We start from the raw sequence: 18,786 nt of genomic DNA, 5'->3' as shown, positions 1-18,786 counted from the left end.
TTTGGGCGACGCCTGATGCTAAGGTCGGTCCTAATGAGTTTGATTCTCGTTAGGAAGAGTTGCGGATGCGCACCACACCCGTGGTCCTGGTGACCGGTGTCAGCCCGGACGCGATGGCGTCGGCCACCATCACGTTGCAGTGGGACCTGCCCGATGCCGTCGTGGTGCACCATCGCATCGACGTCGCACGGAGCCGGCTGCTCAGAACCGTGAGCGAGGTGACCGGGGTGGTCGAGTCGGAGGAGATCGATCTCGAGCATGCGTGCGTCAGCTGCGCGGTGCGTGAGGACGTGGTGCCGACGCTGGCCCGGCTGGCGCAGGCCGGGCGGTGGGGTGTCATCGTGGCGCAGCTGCCGGCGGGTGCGGAGGCGCAGCAGGTGTGTCGGGTCGTCGCCGGTGACGCGCGGCTGCGGCACGTGCGCGTCGCCGGTGTGCTGTGTGCCGTCGACGGCGAGCGGCTGGTGGACGATCTGCTGGGCGACGAGCTGCTGTGCGAGCGCGGCACGCATACCGCCGCGGACGACCGCCGCGGGGTGGCCGAGGTGGGTGCGGCGCAGGTGGAGTACGCCGACGCCGTCACCGTCGTCGGTGCCGCCGGTGAGGCGGAGCTGGAGTTGGTCCGCGCGCTCGCCCGGCCGGGTGTGGCGGTGCTCGGCGACGGCGAGGCGCTGGCGCCGGTGCGGCTGCTGGCCGGGATCCACGGCCACGCGGCCGCCGAGGAGTGGACCGCGCAGGTGCGCCGGGAGCCGCTACCTGCGCTCGACGGCGAGCACGTGTGGCGGCTGGATCTGCGGTCGGACCGGCCGTTCCACCCGGACCGGCTGTACGGGGACATCGTGGCCGTCGGTGGCGGTCCGCGGCGTTCGCGGGGCTGCTTCTGGCTGCCGACGCGGGCGACGGTCGCGTGTGCCTGGGACGGCGCGGGCGGCCAGTTGAGCATCGGCGTGGCCGAGCCGTGGGGGCACCGGCGGCCGTTCACCCGCATCGTCGTCACCGGCATGGACGACGGCCGCGACGACATCGCCGCGGCGTTCGAGCACTGCTTGCTCACCGACGACGAGATCCGGAGCCGCGGCAGGTACTGGGAGGCCGCCGGCGACGGCTTCGATGCCTGGCTCGGCGACATCCACAGCCCGCTCTGAGGAACCCACGGAAGGCAGGGGACCCGACCATGTCCGCACGATGCCAGGTGACCGGTGCCCAGCCGGGCTTCGGCCACGCCATCTCACACTCACACCGGCGCACCAAACGCCGGTTCGACCCGAACATCCAGCGCAAGCGCTACTGGGTGCCGTCGCTGGGCCGCAACGTCACGCTCACGGTGAGCGCGCGCGGCATCAAGACCATCGACAAGCGCGGCATCGAGGCGGTCGTCGCCGAGATCCTGGCGCGCGGGGAGCGGCTCTGATGGCGAAGAAGAGCAAGATCGTGAAGAACGCGCGCCGGCAGCAGATCGTCGCCCGGTACGCCGAGCGCCGGGCCGAGCTCAAGCGCGTCATCGCCGACCCCGCCAGCACCGAGGACGAGCGCGTGACGGCGCGGCGGGCGCTGGCCCGGCAGCCCCGCGACGCCAGCGCCACCCGGCTACGCAACCGCGACCAGGTCGACGGCCGGCCGCGCGCGGTCTACCGGAAGTTCGGCCTGTCGCGCATCCGGCTGCGCGACATGGCGCACCGCGGTGAGCTGCCCGGCGTCACCAAGTCCAGCTGGTAGCGCCGCGCATGTCCGCCACGCAGACGGCCTACGAGCGACTCGCCGAGTTCCACGACCTGTTCATGACCGAGCCGTGGGAACGGCTGCGCCCGCACGTGCGGGCCGCGTTCGCCGACCTCGACGAGCACGCCGTCGTCGTCGAGATCGGGGCCGGGACCGGCATGGGCACCCGCGTCGTCGCCGCCGAGAGCCGGGCCCGGATCGTCGCGCTCGAGCCCGCGCTGGTGATGCGCTCGATCCTGACCGCGCGGGTGGCCGACGACCCGGACTTGGCAGAGCGGGTGACCGTCGTCGCCGGCGCCGCGCCGGCCGACCTGGGCCTGCTGCCGGACCGCGTCGACGGGTTCGTCTGCGCGCACATGCTGGGCCACCTCGCCCAAGACGACCGGCGTGACCTGTTCGGCTGGCTCGGGGCCCACCTGTCCGGCGACGGGGTGGCCGTCGTCACGACCCAGCGTCCGCCCGACACAGCAGACGGTGGCGAGGCGGGCGGGGAGATCGTCGAGTCCCGTCGGCTCGGCGACTACGAATATCGCGCTCACCACATGCTGGGCGACGGCCCGCAGGAGTACTCCAGTCGTTACGAGGTCTGGCAGGGCGGCACTCTGATCCGGTCCCATCGCTTCGCCGGTGATTGGCGGATCGTCACCGCCCATGACGTCGCCGCCGATCTGCCGTCCACGCTCGTGCTCGAGCCGATCGACAGTTCCGTCGCCCTGATACGGACATCCAGCAGGTAACACCCCCGGCGCCGCGAGCAGCCCGGACAGCAATCCCGGTCTTCCGCCGGTCCGGTAACCCTACGAACGATAACGATTACCATCATGCACGCTACAGCACAGATCGTGCAGAGCTGGCGAAAGTGAAAATCGTTATCTATAGTCTGAACGTCTCGCCAGTCCCTGACAGGAGCCGATCTCGTCATGCACCGTTCTCTGGTCCGGAAGATCGTGGGTGTGGCCGGCAGCGCCGGGTTGCTCGCGGCGGTTCCAGCCGCGGTGCCGCCGGCGGCCGCGGAGTCGGACGCCCCGCCGCCCGCCGAGGAGCGGAGGGTGCTCACGACGGAGCACGTCGACGCCATCAACGTCGGCTTCGACGGCGAGCGGCTGACAGTCGATTCCAAGATCGGCCCGCCGGTCGAGCACGTCGATGTGGACGACCTGGTGTACCAGCTCTCCGACCTCGGGCGCGTCGAAGGACTGCCCGAGCAGTATGCGGAGTTCATCGGCGCCGACACGGCCTGGGTGATCATGCAGACCCAGAACCCGGACGTCCTTTGGGCGGGGTGGAGCACCGAGGAGATCGCCGCCGGGGTCGTCGACGGCGACGCCGTGGACATCACGCTGACGGACGTGCGCGGGCCGGGCGAGGTCGAGGTGTTCCAGACCGGCTCGTTCGGAGAGCCGATCCGGATCTTCAGCTCTGACGAGGACTACACGACCCTGCGGCAGGGCGTGAACGCGCACGTCCACGCGAACTGGGCGTTCACCCAGCCAGGCGTCTACACGCTGACCTTCACGGTCGCGGCGACGGTCGGCGGCGCGCCGGTCACGTCGGGCCCGGTCGACTACACCTGGGTCGTCGGCGGCGAGAACGGCGCGCTGCCGGCGGCCGCGCCGTCCGCCACGACCCTGCAGGCTCCGCCGACCGCCGTCGTGGGCGAGGAGGTCGTGCTCGAGGCCGGCGTGACGACCGATCCCGGCTCCGGCGCGCCGCCGGCGCCGGGCGGGTACGTCCAGTTCCACGACGGCGACACCGCGCTGGGCTGGGCGCCGCTCACCGACGGCCGTGCCACGCTGCCGGTGACGTTCGCCGAGCCGGGCGAGCACGCCGTCACCGCCACGTACACGTCGCAGGAGCCGCAGTTCTACGCGCCGTCGACCAGCGCGACGGTCACCGTCACGGTCGAGGAGGGCAACGTCGAGCCGCCGGCGACGACGCTGACGGTCGCCGGGCCCGGCGGCGCCGTCCCCGCGGGCGAGCCGGTGACGCTGACGGTGACGCAGGACCCGCCGACCGGCCTCACGGCCTACCAGTGGTCCACCCGCGCGCCGGGCGCGCTGACGTTCGACCCCGTCGACGGCGCCACGACGGAGACGCTGACCGTCACGCCGTCCGCCGCCGACGACGGCCGGCAGTACCGCGCGGCCCTCTACACCGACGACGGCGTGCACGTGGCGCACTCCGCTCCGTTCACGCTGAGCGTCGACGAGGGGCCGGGCACGTGTGAGAACGACCCGCGGGTCGTACTCGATGACGAGCACGTCGACCTGGTCTCGCCGCGTCTCACCGGCGACGAGCTGGTGCTCGAGGCGAAGGTGGGCTCGGCGAACGACCACGTCTTCTACACACCGGACGAGGTGCTCGTGCAGGTCAACGACCCTGAGGCGGCGGTCGTCCTGCCCGACGACGAGCAGCTCGCGTTCATCGCTGAGCTGGGCTCGACGGTGTGGGTGATCCCGCAGCACCAGCTCGAGGACGTCGTATGGGCCGGCTGGTCGACGGAGGAGCTTCCGCTGGGCGCGTTCCGCGACGACATCGTCCACATCACGATGGTGGACGTCGAAGGGCCCGGCGACGTGGAGGTCTTCCAGTATTTCGCGGGCGCGGCACCGGTGCGCAACTTCAGCTCCGACGAGTCGTTGGAGCCGTTGGTCCAGGACGTCCCGGTGCACTCGCACGCGAGCTGGGCGTTCACCGCGCTCGGCGAGTACACGGTGACGTTCGAGGTGAGCGGCACGCTGGCCGACGGCACCGAGGTGTCGAGCGGTCCGGTCGACTACGCCTTCGTCGTCGGCGACATCGAATGCGACCCTGATCCGGGTGACGAGAACGGCACCGAGTCGGGGGAGAACGGCACAGACACCGGTGGCGACGAGAGCGGCGCCGACGAGAGCGGCGCTGACGAGAGCGGTACGGACGAGAGCGGCGCGGACGACGGCACGGAGTCGGGCGCCGACGGCACCGAGACCGGCGGGACCGAGGACGGCGCCGACGACGGCGGAGACGCCGCAGGCGCTGACGGCGGCGCGAGCGGGGGAGACGACGACGGGACGAGCCCGAAGCCGACGACCAAGCCGACGAACGAGGTGTGCGACCCGCGGCCCACGCCGAGCTCGACGCCCAGCACGCCGAGCGGTGACCCGTCGGCACCGGGCGGCACGTCCGGCGATCCGGTGGTGCTGACGAACGAGCACGTCGACCTGCTGTCGCCGCGCCTGGACGGGTCCAGCCTCGAGCTGCAGGCGAAGGTGGGTTCGGCGACGGACCACACGTTCTACGATCCGGGTGACGTGCTGGTCCACGTCGGCCAGGCCGCGGCGAGCACGGTGCCCGACGGCGACACCTACGCGTTCCTCGGTTCGGCCGGCGCGCCGCTGTGGCTGATCCCGGAGACGCAGAACCCGGACCTGGTGTGGGCCGGCTGGTCGACGGAGGAGCTCGCGCCCGGTCAGCTGAGTGGCGACACCGTCGACATGCGGCTGGTCGACGTCGCGGGTCCGGGCACGGTGGAGGTGTTCCAGACGACCGGGTTCGGCGACGTCAGCCGGATCTTCAGCTCGGAGGAGTCGCTGCCGGCGCGGCAGCAGAGCGTCGGTCAGCACGTGCACGCGAACTGGGCGTTCTCCGCTGAGGGCAGCTACACGTTGACGTTCGAGGTGAGCGGGACGCTGGCCGGCGGCGGGGCGGTCACGACCGGCCCGGTGGAGTACTCGTTCGTGGTCGGTGAGCTGTCCGGGACGAGCAACGTGTCGGCGTCACGCGCCGGCGTCGTCGCTCCGGCCGTCCACCGGACCGAGCCGACAATGACGCGGATCGACGCCACGCCCTCGCCCACACCGACGCCGACGAGCACGCCGACCCCGTCGCCGACGACGACCACCCCCGCCGCCGACGACGACTGCGACCTGGCGAGCACCGGCACGTCGGCGACACCGGGGTTGACGGTCCTCGGCGGGTTGCTGGTCATGGCGGGAGCGGTCGCGATGGCGGCGTACTGGCGCGATCGCCGTGCGGGCCGGGCTTAGGACAGCGGCCGGGCTGGCCGCCGCCGGGCTCGTCCTGTCGGCGTGCGCGGCACCGGAGACGCTGAGCGCGAGCGACGACCGGGTGCAGGTGATCACCACCACCGGGCTGCTGGCCGACCTCGTCCGCAACATCGGCGGCGACCGGGTGAACGTCAGCTCGCTCGTGCCCGACCAGGCCGACCCGCACTCGTACGAGCCGAGCCTGCGCGACGTCCGCAATGTCGTCTACGCCGACGTGGCGTTCAGCAACTACCTGCTGCTGGAGCAGCAAGCGATCATCAAGGCGCTGGACGCCAACCTCGACGCGGGAGTCCCGAACATCTCGCTCGCCGAGGGAGCGGTGAAGTACGCGGCGGAGATCATCCCGCTGGTCGAGAACGTCGCCCTCGACACGATCTGGCTGGGCATGCGGGTGCGCGGGACGGGGGAGCAGTACGGCGCGAACCGCGCCTCGGACGTCTACCTCAGCGGCACCGCCGTCGACGGGCCGGGCGACCTGGTCGCGTACCTGACCGAGTCGTTCGGCAACCCGGCGTTCTACGTCGACTCCACCGACGGGTTCGACGCCGCCGACGGGTACCGCGACGACACCGCCACCCTGCCGCCCGACGCGCACACGCATATGAGCTGGGCGTTCACCGAGCCCGGGGTGTACCGGCTGACGATGCGCGCCACGCTGGCGCCCGCGCCGGACGAGCGTCCGGTCGACGTGGGGGAGCAGACGTTCACGTTCGCCGTCGGGGTGGACCCGCATGCGGTGCCCGGCATGGAGGGCGCGGACGTGCTCGGCTCCGGCCACGCCGACGTGACCGTCGACATCGATGCCGGCGAGTTGTACCTCCTGGTCGACCCGCAAGGCGGCGGCGACGATCATGCGCACGCCGAGGTCCTCGACCCGGCGAGCACCGTGATCGAGGTGCCGAACAAGGCGCTGCACGAGATCCCCGCCGACGAGGGCTTCCGGTTCCTCGGCCATCCCGGCGACCCGATCTTCCAGCTGCCGCAGGCGGTGCTGGGCCGGCACGTCCACGGCGAGATCGACCCGCACCTGTGGCACGACGCCGGCAACGCGATCTCCTACGTCGAGCTGATGCGCGACACGCTGATCGGCGTCGACCCCGACGGCGCCCGCGAGTACCGCGACAATGCCAACCGGTACATCGGCGAGCTGGAGGAGCTCGACCAGCACGTGCGCGACACGATCGCGGAGATCCCGGAGTCGCGCCGCCACCTGATCACCACGCATGACGCGTTCGGCTACCTGGGCGCCGCCTACGACGTGCAGATCTCCGGGTTCGTCACCCCCAACCCGGCCACGGAACCCAGCCTGGCCGACCGCCGCAAGCTGGCCGAGACCATCCGCAACCTGCGCATCCCGGCGGTCTTCCTCGAACCGAACCTGGTGACCCGCTCTTCGACGCTCACCGAGGTCGCCGACGACCTCAGCGTCCGCGTCTGCCCGATCTATGGCGACACGTTCGACGACGAGGTCACCAGCTACGTGGAGATGATGCGATTCAACGCCGAGTCGCTGCGCTCCTGCCTGTCCGAACCAGCGGAGAGAGAGCAATGACGCGACGATTCCGGACGGTGTCCCTGCTCGGGGCGAGCCTGCTGACGGTGACCGCGTCGGCCGCCGCCGTGGCCGCCGACGACCCGAGCCTGGACCAGGAGATCGACGCCGACCAGCCCGTCGCCACCGAACAGGCGGTGCTGAGCGACGGTCACGTCGACATCGGCCCGCGCTACGTCGACGGCCGGTGGACGCTGCTGGTCCACGACGGCACCACGGCCACGCCGGTGTGGCGGACGATGCCGACCACCGTGTTCCAGGTCGCCGACGCGTCCCTGACGACGGTGCCGGACACCCCCGACTACGCGTTCCTGCCGGCCGAGGCGGGCACCGACGTGCACGTCGTGCCGCAGGCGGAGCAGCCCGGGGTCGTCTGGGTGGGATGGAACACTCAGGACCCGACCGTCATGGACACCATCGACCGCGGCGCGACCCTGACCCTGCGGGGCGTCGACGGGCCGGGCGACGTGGTGATGTTCCTGCAGAGCGGGACGCTGGGCGAGCCCGAGGTGCTCTGGGACAGCCGCGAGCCCTACCCGCAGGACGTCTGGGTCGAGGTGAACACGCACACGCATGCCAACTGGGTGTTCTCGGAGCCCGGCGTCTACCTGGTGGAGGTGGAGGTCTCGGCCGACCTGGTCTCCGGCGAGGCCGAGTCGGACACGCAGGTCCTCCGCTTCGCCGTCGGCGACGCCACCAGCACCGACGACGCCTTCGCCGCGCAGTACGCCGGCGCGTCTGGTCCGGGTGCCGGGGCGGACGGCACCAGCTCGCCCGCCGCGGCGGTGGACGAGCCCGACGAGGACGGTGGCCCTGCTCCGGTCCTCCTGGGAGTGGCCGGTGCGGCCGCTGTCCTCGTCGTCGCCCTGGTGGTCGTCCTCCTGCGCGGCCGGGGTGCGAAGCGCCGCGCCGCCGCCGGGGCGGCGGCCGCGGAGACCCGGCCGTGAGCGTCCTCGAGGTCCGCGGGGTGACCGTCGGCCTGGGCGGTCGCACGGTCCTGCGCGACATCGACCTGACGCTCGGCCTCGGTGAGCTGACCGGCCTGATCGGTCCGAACGGGGCCGGGAAGACGACGCTGCTGCGCTCGATCCTCGGCCTGGTGCGGGTGGCATCCGGGCGAGTGCTCGTCGACGGCCGGCCGGTCCGGCCGCGCCGCTCACCGGTGGGCTATGTGCCGCAGCGGCACGAGTTCGCCTGGGACTTCCCGATCTCGGTCGAGAACGCGGTCATGACCGGCCGCAGCGGCCGCATCGGCCTCCTGCGCCGGCCCGGGGTGGACGACTGGCGGGCGGTCGCGGCGGCCCTGGAGCGGGTGGGCATGAGCGACCTTGCGCGCCGGCCGGTGGGCGAGCTCTCCGGCGGGCAGCGGCAGCGGGTCCTGGTGGCCCGGGCGCTGGCGCTGCAACCGCGGGTGCTGCTGCTGGACGAACCGTTCACCGGCCTCGATCTGCCCACCCAGGAGCTGCTCACGGGCCTGTTCCAGGAACTGGCCGGCGAAGACAAGGCGGTGTTGATGACGACCCACGACCTGCTCGGCGCGCTGGACACCTGCACGCGCATCGCGCTGCTGAACCGGACGATCGTCGCCGACGCGCCGCCGAGCGAGCTGCTGGATCCCGATCCCTGGATGCGCGCGTTCGGCGTCGGTGAGAACAGCCCGCTGCTGAAGATCCTGAAGGTGATGTGAGCCGTGTCGATCCCCGAGTTCATCGCCGACCTCACCAACCCGGACCTCGCGTTCCTGCCGAAGGCGCTGCTGATCGCGGTGATGTCGAGCGTGGTCTGCGGCGTCGTCGGCTGCTACGTCGTGCTGCGCGGGATGGCGTTCATCGGCGACGCCGTCGCGCACGCCGTCTTCCCGGGACTGGCGGTGGCGTTCGTGCTGCAGGGCAGCCTGGTCGTCGGGGGAGCGGTGGCCGGCGTCGTCACCGCGGTGCTGGTGGCGGTGTTCGCGCAGAACCGCCGGATCAAGGAGGACTCCGTCATCGGCGTCTTCTACGTGGCGTCATTCGCGCTCGGCGTCGTGATCATCTCCCAGGCGCCCGGGTACGCGGGCTCGCTGCAGCAGTTCCTGTTCGGCTCCATCACCGGCGTCCCGGACGAGGACCTCTACACGGCCGCCGTCATCGGTCTGCTGCTTCTTGCCGCGGTGCTGCTGCTGCACCAGCAGTTCGTCACCGTCAGCCTGGACCGCGAACTGGCCCGCGCGGTCGGCCTGCGGGTGTTCTGGCTCGACATCGCGCTCTACGTCCTGGTGACCATCGCGATCGTCATCTCCGTCCGGACCATCGGCAACATCCTCGTGCTCGCACTCCTCGTCACCCCCGCCGCGACGGCCCGGCTGCTCACCGACCGCCTGGGCGTGATGATGCTGCTCGCACCCGCGATCGGCGGGTCCGGCGCCGTCGTCGGGCTGTACCTGTCGTGGAGCTACGACCTGCCCGTCGGCGGCACCATCGTGCTCGTGCTGGCCGGCGTGTTCCTGACGGCCTGGACCTTCGCGCCTCGCCATGGCCTGGTCGCCAAGCGCTGGCGGCGCGGTGGACTCGAGGAGAGCCCGGCGCCGGTCTCGGCCGCCTAGACGGCCCGCGTGCACGCCGTCGCCCCCCGGGCCGGAGCCACCGAGTCAGTACTCGTAGGGCTCCTCGGGAGCCGGCACGACGGTGACGGTGTCGGCCTCGAGGACCGGCACGTCGCCGTCGCCGGGTTCCCAGCGGCCGGTGACCTCGACCCAGGTGTCGGCGGGCCGCTCGCCGTCGCCGACCACGCGGGTGGTGTAGGCGGTCGCGTCGGCGGCGCAGCAGGCGACCGTGAACCGCGACAGCAGGTACCCGTCGCCCGACTCGTCCGGCATGACGAACCCGACGACCCGTACCGGGACGCCGTCGAGGGAGCGCTCCGGGTCCTGGAGGGCGCGGGTGACGAAGTCGCGCAGGCCGAGGTCGACGGCGCCCTCGCGAGCGGCCGGCAGCTCGACGAATCCGGAGTCGGACACGGACGCGACCGGTCCCTGCCGGCCGGCGGCGAACGAGCCGAGCGCCGGCGGCGCGATGAGCAACAGCACCAGCAGCGGGACGGCCAGCAGCCAGGCGACCCCGGGCCCGCCGTGGTCGTCGTGGTCGCCGTGCTCCCCACCGCCAGGCGAACCGGGCCGGGCCGAGTCGCGCAGCAGCCCGTGCCCGCCGAGCAGCACCAGCACCACACCGGCGATCAGCAGGATCGGCTGGAAGCTCGGCTTGAGGTAGGCGAGGGCGGCGTCGGAGAACCCGAACCGGACGCCGACCGCGCCGACCGCGAGCAGCAGCACAGACTCCGTCCGCCGGTCCATGAGCCTCACAACACCCACCACCCGACGACCAGCGCGCTCGACACCGCGACGACGAAGGTCAGCGGTGCGAACCGCAGCGCGAAGCCGCGGCCGAACGTGCCGGCCTGCAGCGCGATCAGCTTGATGTCGACGGCCGGGCCGACCACGAGGAAGACCAGCCGGGCCGTGAGCGAGAACTGCGACAGGCTGGCCGCGACGAACGCGTCCGCCTCGGAACACAGCGCCAGCAGCACGGCGAGCCCGGCCAGCACGAGGACCGCCAGCCACTCGTTCGTGGCGACCGTGGTGACGAGCGAGCGGGGTATGAACACCTGCAAGGCGGCGGCCGCTGCGGCGCCGACGACGAGCCAGCCGCCGGCGTGCAGGAAGTCGTGCCGGGCCGTGCCGGCGAACACGTCCCAGCGGTTCGCGCCCTCGGGCACCGCGCGTCGCGGCAGGCGCAACCACGAGCCGCGGCCGAACCGCGACCACAGCAGTCCGACGACGACGGCGACGGCGAACGAGGCGAGGAACCGGGCGAGCACCATCTCCGGCTGCCCCGGGAACGCGACTGCGGTCGCGGCCATGACGACGGGGTTGATCGCGGGCGCGGCCAGCATGAACGCCAGCGCGGCAGCCGGCGCAGCGCCCAGCGACGTGAGTCGCCCGGCGATCGGCACCGACCCGCACTCGCACCCCGGGAAGACCGCCCCGGCGAGGCTAGCCGACGGCACGGCCACCGCCGGCCGGTCCGGCAGCAGCCGGGCGATGAGCGAGGACGGCACGAACGCCGTCACCGCGCCGCTCACCACGACGCCGAGGACGAGGAAGGGCAGGGCTTGCAGCGTGATCGACACGAACACCGTCGACCACGTCTGCAGGGTCGCGCTGTCGAACCAGCCCGCCACGCGCGGCCGCAGCAGGACCGCCGCTACCAGCACGAGCACGAACAGTTCGGGGACGAACCGGCCGAGGCGGCGGCGCTCGTCAGTGACCTGCAGATCGCTCACGAGCCGGAATCCTCCACGAGCCAGTAATGATAACGGTGCTCAGTGGACCTTACCGTCGCGCGCTGGCGGCGGCACCCTTCAGATGACGGAAGTGCGGCCGGCCGCGTGCTCCGTTCGCTGGACGATCGTCCGCCGGGCGGCTCGCCGACGCCGTCGCCAGACGAGGGCGACGACCATGGTGGCGAGCGCCGCGAGGGCGATCCACGGCACCACCCACAGCCGGGTGGCGAACGTGCCGGGCGGCGGGGCGGGATCGAGGACCTGGGTCCCCGAGGTCTCCGGCCGGATCACGATGTCCACGTCGAGGGGTCCAAGCTGCCACACGCCGCTGACGGTGGCCGACCCGGCGACGGAGTCGCCCGGCAGCAGCTCCGGCAGCACGTCGCCGGTCCAGACGCGCTCGCCGAGCCCGAACGGCCCGGCGACGCGCATGGTGGGCCGGCCGGCGAGCCGCACGTTGCCGTCGTTGCGGACGGTGTACTCCACCCGGACCGTGCCGGGCTGGCCGAGCGGGAGGCCGTCGAAGGCGACGTCGACGTCGTCGACGGTGAGCTGCGGCTGCAGCGTGCCGGTCACGCGGAGATAGATGCGGGCGCCCACCCGGCGGTCGACGGCGACCTGGCCGCCGGCGTTGTCGGTGGCGTGCGTGGTCAGCCCGGCCACGATGCCACCGGCGTGATCGCCGGGCGTCGCGTTCGCCGGGACGGTGATCCGGAAGGGGACATCGACGCGCGAGCGGGCCGGGATGGTGACGACAGGATCGCCGAGATCGACCCACGCGCCGACGTCGATGGGCTCGTCGGCGGCGGGCAGCAGGTCGAAGCCGCCCTGCGTGTTGCGGACGGCGTCGCTGGCGTAGAGGTCGAGCGTGAGCGGCTGCTCGGTGTAGTTGCTGACGGCGACCACGTCGCTGATCACGGCGCCGGGATCGAGGACGTACGCGAAGGCGGCGCGGTCACCGGGGCCGTCGGGGCCGGACGGCACGATGCCCCAGGTCAGCGGTGCCTGCTCGCCGGCGTCGTCGTCGGCACCCGCGGTCGCCGGCAGGGCGATGCCGGCGGTGATCAGGACGAGGGCCGCGAGTCGGCCGATGGGTCGCACGGACGGGCTCCGAGGGTCGAGGCAGGGGTCGGCGCGACCGGCCTGGGCGAGGCCGGTCGCGCCGAGTCTGTGGTGGAAGCGGAGGTCAGATCGCGGTGAAGGTGATCGTCGCCTCGTAGGTGCCGGGAACGAGCGTCGTCGGTCCTTCGATCAGCAGCTCGGCGCCGAGGCGGCTGGTTCCGGTGCCGTCGCCGGTCGGCGCGCTGGCCAGCGGCCGGCTGACGGACAGGCCGTCGCCGGACTCCAGGCCGGGAGCCACGATGTCGCCCGCCGTCACGCCGCCGCCGTCGGGCTCCTCGGCGACCAGCGGGGTCCAGCCCAGGTGTCGGCCGGGCAGCACCTCGTCGCCGGCGGTGAAGTCGCTCACCTGGCCCGAGACCACCCAGCCGGGCGCAGACGCCCGGGTGTCGGTGACCGTGACCGGCCGCAGCTCGCCGGTGGAAATCCATCGGTCGGCGGCGGTGCCGAGCTCGAAGTCGCTCATGGTCACGACGTCGTCGTCGGGGTCGACGCCGACCACCAGGGCGCCCTCGTCCTCGGGCAGTTTGGCGACGATCCGCTGCGACGCCTCGCCCGGCTCGGGCTCGCCGCCGTCATCGTCGACGACCAGGGTGACCGGCGCGGATTCCGCGACCACGGCGTGGTCGGCGTCGTAGAGCCGGACCAGGACCTGGACGCCGTCGTGCTCGGCCGTGGCGGTGAAGCTGTACTCGCCAGTGCCGGCGTCGGGCACGACCACCCACTCGTCGCTGCCCGGCGCCCGGGTGAACCAGTGGTAGTGGTCCAGCCCTGTCGGCGGGTCCTGGAGCGCGGTGAGGGTCACGACGTCACCAGGCTGGTAGCGATCGGCCAGGCCGGAGATGCTGAGGGTGGTCGACGGGACGGGGTCGGCGTCGCCGACCTGGAACGTGTAGGTGGCCGGCGCGCTGGTGACCGTGCCGCCGCTCGCCAGGGTCCCGCTGGCCCGGACCGTCAGCGTGTACCGGCCGGCCTCCGTGAAGGCCCAGTTGGCGTGCGCGTGCACGTTGGCGTTCGGGGAGATCGTGCCAGGGAGCTGGTAGCCGCCGCCCAGGACCGAGATCGACTCGCCGAACGAGCCGCTCTGCCACAGGAACACCTCGCCGGGTCCCTGGACGTCGGTGATCTCGATGCGCAGCGGGTTGGTGAACACGCCGGCGGGAATCTGCTCGGTGCTCCAGCCTGGCCAGATCAGCTCCGGGTCCTGGGTCTGGGGCAGGTAGTACACGGTGTCTCCGGCCTGGCCGAGGAAGGACAGGCTCGGCGGCACCGGGTCGGGCAGCACCAGCGCCGCCTCGGGCTTGACCTGCAGCAGCACGTCCTCGGGCGCATGCTGGACGTGGTGCCCGGTGACGTCCTCCTGCAGCCTGACGGCCAGGGTGTCGTCCTGCCAGGTCAACGTGAACGCGTCGATATGGCCGGAGTCGAGCACCAGCTCGAACTCGCCGGCCGCCGCGGTGGCGGTGACGCCCGCCGCCAGCAGCGCACCCGCGACAACGGGGACGGCCACGGACCTGGCGCCCCCCGAGAGCAGGGTCCTCATCGTGATCCTTTCCAGTCGGAACGCTGTGCTCGTAGAGTAATGAGAACCGTTACTATTAACAATAGCCATTGATAACGAGTTTCATGAAACCGCTGACGATCATCCGGTTCAGCTCGTCGCCCGCGAGCCTGGCCGAACGCGGTAACCGTTCGGCGACCAGTCTGGTCACGGTCGACTTCCCGGCCCCGGCATCCCGGTCACGACCGGAATGTGTGAGCACGACGGGCAGGTGCGTGTACCGGCCGCCTGCGGGTATCTCCTCTGCACGGGTCGCGGCGGCTGATGGGGCACTGCCTATGACGCCGCCGCGGCCCGGCCAGCGTGGTCCAGCGCGTCATCGGTAAGGAGTGATCGATATGGCACAGGACGCCAGCAGGACGGGCATGACGGCGACGCAGGTGCAGACCGCGGCCACCGTCGTGGGGGTCATCTTCCTGGCCGTCGGGGTGGCGGGCTTCATTCCCGGCATCACCACGGATTTCGACACGATCGAGTTCGCCGGGCACGAGTCCGAGGCGATGCTCCTGGGCGTCTTCCAGGTCTCGATCCTGCACAACATCGTGCACCTCTTGTTCGGCGTGGCCGGGCTGGCGCTGGCACGGACGGCGGCCGGCGCGCGGAACTTCCTCATCTGGGGCGGCATCGTCTACGCGGTGCTGTGGCTGTACGGACTGTTCATCGACCGCGAGAGCTCGGCGAACTTCGTCCCGGTCAACACCGCCGACAACTGGCTGCATTTCGTCCTGGCCGCCGGGATGGTGCTGCTCGGGCTCCTGCTCGGCCGGCGGCCGGCCAGGCGCCCATGAGAGGTGGGCCAAAACCCTTGTTGATCATGGAGAAACGCCCCTTTCCGGGCGCTGGAGAAGGGCGTTTCTCCATGATCAACGTGACGGTGTGAGTTCGGCCGCCGCAGTCCGCCATACCTCCGGACGCGGGGATATTCGCTTGCGTGCCGGCTCACCGGTGCGCATCGTGAGCGGGATGAGCGACGTACCCGCGCGGTGGACCGAGGCCAGCGTCTATCCGGACATGTGGGTCGACCCGGCCGACGATCCGCGCAACACCGACGGCGTCAGCCCGGACGGTGAGCTGCCGACGCTGCAGGACTACGTGGCGTCCTACCGGCTGACGCTGCGGATGAAGTGCGAGGGGCTCGACCCGGAACAGCTGGCCCGCCGGTCGGTACCGCCGTCGACCATGTCGTTGCTGGGGCTGGTCCGCCACCTCGCCGAGGTCGAGCGCGACTGGCGCAACTGGATCGTGCCGGACGACCCGGCGCCGAAACTGTACGGGTCGCGCGATGCGGACTTCGATGGCGCCGTCGGGGAGCAGGCGGTGGTCGACGCCGCCTTCGCCGATCTCGCCCGCGAGCAGGCGGCGACCGACGCGGTCATGGCCGAGTACCCGGACCTGGGTACGCGGGTGGGTCGCGACGGCATCGCCCTGCGGGAGCTGTGGGTGCACCGGGTCGAGGAATACGCCCGCCACTGCGGCCACGCCGATCTGCTGCGCGAGTGCATCGACGGCCGGGTAGGGCAGTAGCCGCCTGGCCTCGCCCGCGGCATGGGCGGCACCCGCAAATTGGTAGAAGTTTCTTATGAATCCTTGCCGAAGGTGGAGAATATCTCTAGCCTGGCGGGCATGACGGGTGCCGGCTGGGAGCTCTGGTTGCACTCGATGGCCACGCCGGAGACCGATGCCGTGGGCTGTCTGCGCGTGGCCCAGCGCCTGGGGCTGGACGGCGTGGAACTCATCGTGGACGAGGAGTACCCGGCGGCGTTGCCCCTCGATGCGGGCTCGGCGGTCATGAACGCCGTCGGGGTCGTGGCGGCCGACCTCGGCCTGCGCGTCGGAGCCCTGTGCTCGTACGTGCGCGACATCGACGCGGACTCCGAGCACCGGCGACGCGCCGCGGTGGACGAGCTGCGGCGCACGGTCGATCTCGCCACGGCGGTGGGTGCCGCACACGTGCGTGTTCTCGCTGGCCACGACCACGACGGCGATGTGCGGCCGGCGGCCGTGCGCCGCGCCGCACGGTCGCTCGCGGAGGCGTCCGAGCACGCCGGCGAGGCCGGCGTCAGCCTGAACGTCGAGAACCACATGGACACGCTGGCCACCAGCGCCCGCGCCACACGCCAGCTGGTCGAGGCCGCCGCGGCGCCGGCCGTGGGCATTCTCTACGACCAGGCGAACCTGGCGATCATGGCCGCCGAGGGCGCCGCGACGGCGGTGCGTCTCCAGGCCTCGTACATCCGGCACGTCCACCTGAAGAACTTCCTCCCCGGCGTGCCGGAGCGGCGCCCCGCCGGCCTGGCCGCGGGCGTCGTCGACTGGCGGACGGTCCTGCCGCTGCTGGGCTTCCACTGCGGCGCCGTGACCTTCGAGTACGAACGCCGCTGGTTCCCGGACCAGCTGCCGCCCGCTGAGCTCGGCCTGCCCCCCGACATCGCCTGGTTGCGCGGCATCCGAGCGTCCAGCTGACTGTCAACGATCCCGTGAGATGAGGTCCCGCATGCGCATCGTGAGTTTCCGCCGCCCGGCCGGTTCGGCGACCACAGTCGGCTGGGGGGTCGTCGTGGTACCGGACGGCCGAGCAGTGGACGACGGCGACCCGCCGGGCGACGCGATCGTCTGCGACGCGACGAGGTCCGGCCTGCGGGTGCCGCCCGACGTGACGGCCCTGCTGGAGCTGCCGGCCCACTCCCGGGACGCCGTCCTCGCCGAGGTGCACGCGGTGGCGTCCGCCGGGCAGGGGCCCGACGAGGTTTTCGCCGCCCTCGACGAGCTCGAGCTGCTCGGGCCGATCACCCGGCCGCGCCGGAACGTCTTCGCCGTGGGTGCGAACTACCGCGGGCATGTCGAGGAGTCGGCGCATTCGGCCGCGGCGCCCGCGCGGCCGATCTTCTTCACCAAGGCGTCGACGACGGTCACCGGCCCCGGTCCGGTGCCGGTCGACCCGGCGCTGACGGAGCGGGTCGACTGGGAGGTCGAGCTCGCCGTCGTGCTCGGGGACGGTGGCCGGTACCTGTCGCGAGCGGCGGCCGAGGCCGCCGTCTTCGGGTACACGGTGGCCAACGACCTCTCCGCCCGCGACCAGCAGCACGGTCGTCCGGAGGGCCAGTGGTTCCTCGGCAAGAGCCTGGACGGCTTCTGCCCGCTCGGTCCCTGGATCGTCACCCGCGACCAGATCGACGACCCGCACCGGCTGGGGTTGTCCTTGACGGTGAACGGCGTCGCGAAGCAGAACTCGACCACCGCGGACATGGTCTTCGACATCCCCGGCCTCCTGGTCGAGCTGTCCCGCTTCGTCACCTTGCTGCCGGGGGACGTGCTGCTGACCGGCACTCCGGAGGGGGTCGGTGACGCGCGGACGCCGCCGGAGTACCTCGCGCCCGGCGACACCGTCGAAGCACACGTGGAAGGCATCGGCACACTGGTGACGACGATCGTCGCGGGCGGCGCGGCGTGACGACGGGGATCGTCGCCGTCGCGATGAGCGACGACCTGCGGCACCGGCTGATCAGCGACCGCGACTGGGACCGGCTGGCGGCCGTCGCCGAGGTGCGCCCGGTGCCCGACGCCGCGGCCGACCCGGGCGCCGTCGACGGCGCCGACGTCTGCATCACCGGCTGGGACACGCCGTCGCTGCCGTTCTCGTGGCTCGTCGGCGGCGACCGGCCCGTTCTGGTGGCACACACCGGGGGATCGGTGCGGCACCTCGTGCCGGCGGCCGCACTGGACCACGGTGTCCGGATCACCCAGGTGGCGGCCGTGCTGGCCGAGGCGGTGGCCGAATTCGCGGTGATGTCGATCATCGCCGGGCTGCGCGACGCGGTGTCCTTCGCCACGGCCATGCGCGCCGGCGAGTCCTGGGCCGCGCTGGCCGCCCGACCACCAGGCCGGCTGCTGCGCGACCAGGTGGTCGGCATCGTCGGCGCCAGCCGCACCGGCCGGGCGACGCTGCGACGGCTGCGCCCGTTCGGCTGCCACTGCCTGGTGTACGACCCGTTCATCGACGACGTCGAGGCGGCCGGCCTCGGCGCGCAGCGGATCGACCTGCCCGCGCTCCTGCGCGCCGCCGACGTCGTGTCGCTCCACGCGCCGGTGCTGCCGGAGACGCGAGGCATGATCGGCGCCGCCGAGATCGACGCGCTTCGCCCGGGCGCGCTCGTGGTCAACACGGCGCGGTCCGCGCTCGTCGACAGCGATGCCCTGCTGACCGCGGCGCGGGCCGGGCGCGTGCGGGTCATGACCGACGTCTTCGACACCGAGCCGCTCCCGCCCGACGACCCGTGGCGGCACTGCGACGGCGTGGTGGCGACGCCGCACATCGCGGCGCTCACCGCCGAGACACTGCGCGACCAGGGGGCCGTGACGGTCGACGAGGTGCTCAGGTTCCTGGCCGGGAAGCCGTTGGAGCACGAGATGTCCAGAGCCGCGTACGACACGTACGCGTGAGGGCGGATCCGCTTCGGCGGACCCGCCCTCACGGG

The 18,786-nt window shown here is 72.2% G+C and carries 18 protein-coding genes; 14 read left to right on the top strand and 4 right to left on the bottom strand.

Annotation, left to right across the window (positions count from 1 at the left end; all coding sequences use genetic code 11):
* Positions 1-65 precede the first annotated feature (65 nt).
* The 9 genes from E1262_RS21855 (at position 66) to E1262_RS21815 (ending at position 9,895) form a co-directional block, all read left to right on the top strand.
* Positions 66-1,142: a CobW family GTP-binding protein gene (locus tag E1262_RS21855; RefSeq protein ID WP_132105527.1), complete on the top strand. Its 1,077-nt coding sequence runs from the start codon at positions 66-68 to the stop codon at positions 1,140-1,142.
* Between the two features lie 29 nt (positions 1,143-1,171).
* Complete coding sequence (gene rpmB, locus E1262_RS21850; RefSeq protein WP_132105525.1) at positions 1,172-1,408, top strand: 50S ribosomal protein L28; 237 nt, start codon at positions 1,172-1,174, stop codon at positions 1,406-1,408.
* Positions 1,408-1,713, top strand: coding sequence for a 30S ribosomal protein S14 (rpsN, locus tag E1262_RS21845; protein ID WP_132105523.1), 306 nt, complete (start codon positions 1,408-1,410; stop codon positions 1,711-1,713). Before rpmB ends, rpsN begins: the two co-directional genes overlap by 1 nt.
* Before the next feature lie 8 nt (positions 1,714-1,721).
* Positions 1,722-2,453, top strand: coding sequence for a class I SAM-dependent methyltransferase (locus E1262_RS21840; protein WP_132105521.1), 732 nt, complete (start codon positions 1,722-1,724; stop codon positions 2,451-2,453).
* Between the two features lie 183 nt (positions 2,454-2,636).
* A complete protein-coding gene (locus E1262_RS21835; protein WP_132105519.1) occupies positions 2,637-5,741 on the top strand; it encodes a TIGR03773 family transporter-associated surface protein in 3,105 nt (1,034 codons plus the stop codon).
* Positions 5,719-7,314 carry an anchored repeat ABC transporter, substrate-binding protein gene (locus tag E1262_RS21830; RefSeq protein ID WP_132105517.1) on the top strand — a complete coding sequence of 532 codons (1,596 nt, stop codon included), beginning with the start codon at positions 5,719-5,721 and terminating at the stop codon, positions 7,312-7,314. Before E1262_RS21835 ends, E1262_RS21830 begins: the two co-directional genes overlap by 23 nt.
* Positions 7,311-8,261, top strand: a complete 951-nt coding sequence (locus E1262_RS21825; RefSeq protein ID WP_132105515.1) for a choice-of-anchor M domain-containing protein — start codon at positions 7,311-7,313, stop codon at positions 8,259-8,261. The genes E1262_RS21830 and E1262_RS21825 overlap by 4 nt, the downstream gene beginning before the upstream one ends.
* A complete protein-coding gene (locus E1262_RS21820; RefSeq protein WP_132105513.1) occupies positions 8,258-9,001 on the top strand; it encodes an anchored repeat-type ABC transporter ATP-binding subunit in 744 nt (247 codons plus the stop codon). The genes E1262_RS21825 and E1262_RS21820 overlap by 4 nt, the downstream gene beginning before the upstream one ends.
* Positions 9,002-9,004: 3 nt before the next feature.
* A complete protein-coding gene (locus E1262_RS21815) occupies positions 9,005-9,895 on the top strand; it encodes an anchored repeat-type ABC transporter permease subunit (protein WP_132105511.1) in 891 nt (296 codons plus the stop codon).
* A gap of 45 nt (positions 9,896-9,940) precedes the next feature.
* Here the strand turns inward: E1262_RS21815 and E1262_RS21810 are convergent, their stop codons facing one another.
* From E1262_RS21810 to E1262_RS21795, 4 genes are all read right to left on the bottom strand, one after another.
* A complete protein-coding gene (locus E1262_RS21810) occupies positions 9,941-10,642 on the bottom strand; it encodes a TIGR03943 family putative permease subunit (protein ID WP_132105509.1) in 702 nt (233 codons plus the stop codon).
* A gap of 5 nt (positions 10,643-10,647) precedes the next feature.
* Positions 10,648-11,631 carry a permease gene (locus E1262_RS21805; RefSeq protein WP_132105507.1) on the bottom strand — a complete coding sequence of 328 codons (984 nt, stop codon included), beginning with the start codon at positions 11,629-11,631 and terminating at the stop codon, positions 10,648-10,650.
* Between the two features lie 78 nt (positions 11,632-11,709).
* A complete protein-coding gene (locus tag E1262_RS21800) occupies positions 11,710-12,732 on the bottom strand; it encodes a WxL protein peptidoglycan domain-containing protein (protein WP_203454175.1) in 1,023 nt (340 codons plus the stop codon).
* A gap of 85 nt (positions 12,733-12,817) precedes the next feature.
* A complete protein-coding gene (locus E1262_RS21795; protein ID WP_132105505.1) occupies positions 12,818-14,293 on the bottom strand; it encodes a choice-of-anchor M domain-containing protein in 1,476 nt (491 codons plus the stop codon).
* A gap of 383 nt (positions 14,294-14,676) precedes the next feature.
* Between E1262_RS21795 and E1262_RS21785 the strand changes: the two genes are divergently transcribed.
* The 5 genes from E1262_RS21785 (at position 14,677) to E1262_RS21765 (ending at position 18,751) form a co-directional block, all read left to right on the top strand.
* Positions 14,677-15,099 carry a DUF4383 domain-containing protein gene (locus E1262_RS21785; protein ID WP_132105572.1) on the top strand — a complete coding sequence of 141 codons (423 nt, stop codon included), beginning with the start codon at positions 14,677-14,679 and terminating at the stop codon, positions 15,097-15,099.
* Positions 15,100-15,274: 175 nt separating this feature from the next.
* Positions 15,275-15,835: a DinB family protein gene (locus E1262_RS21780; protein WP_132105503.1), complete on the top strand. Its 561-nt coding sequence runs from the start codon at positions 15,275-15,277 to the stop codon at positions 15,833-15,835.
* A gap of 99 nt (positions 15,836-15,934) precedes the next feature.
* Positions 15,935-16,774, top strand: coding sequence for a sugar phosphate isomerase/epimerase family protein (locus E1262_RS21775; protein WP_162606027.1), 840 nt, complete (start codon positions 15,935-15,937; stop codon positions 16,772-16,774).
* Between the two features lie 31 nt (positions 16,775-16,805).
* Complete coding sequence (locus tag E1262_RS21770) at positions 16,806-17,762, top strand: fumarylacetoacetate hydrolase family protein (RefSeq protein ID WP_132105499.1); 957 nt, start codon at positions 16,806-16,808, stop codon at positions 17,760-17,762.
* Complete coding sequence (locus E1262_RS21765; protein ID WP_132105497.1) at positions 17,759-18,751, top strand: hydroxyacid dehydrogenase; 993 nt, start codon at positions 17,759-17,761, stop codon at positions 18,749-18,751. Before E1262_RS21770 ends, E1262_RS21765 begins: the two co-directional genes overlap by 4 nt.
* Positions 18,752-18,786 lie beyond the last annotated feature (35 nt).

This window comes from Jiangella aurantiaca, from assembly GCF_004349105.1.
In the GTDB taxonomy this organism is placed as follows: Bacteria; Actinomycetota; Actinomycetes; order Jiangellales; family Jiangellaceae; genus Jiangella; species Jiangella aurantiaca.
Note: the sequence above shows the minus strand (reverse complement) of the source record. Positions and strands in the feature narration are given on the sequence as shown.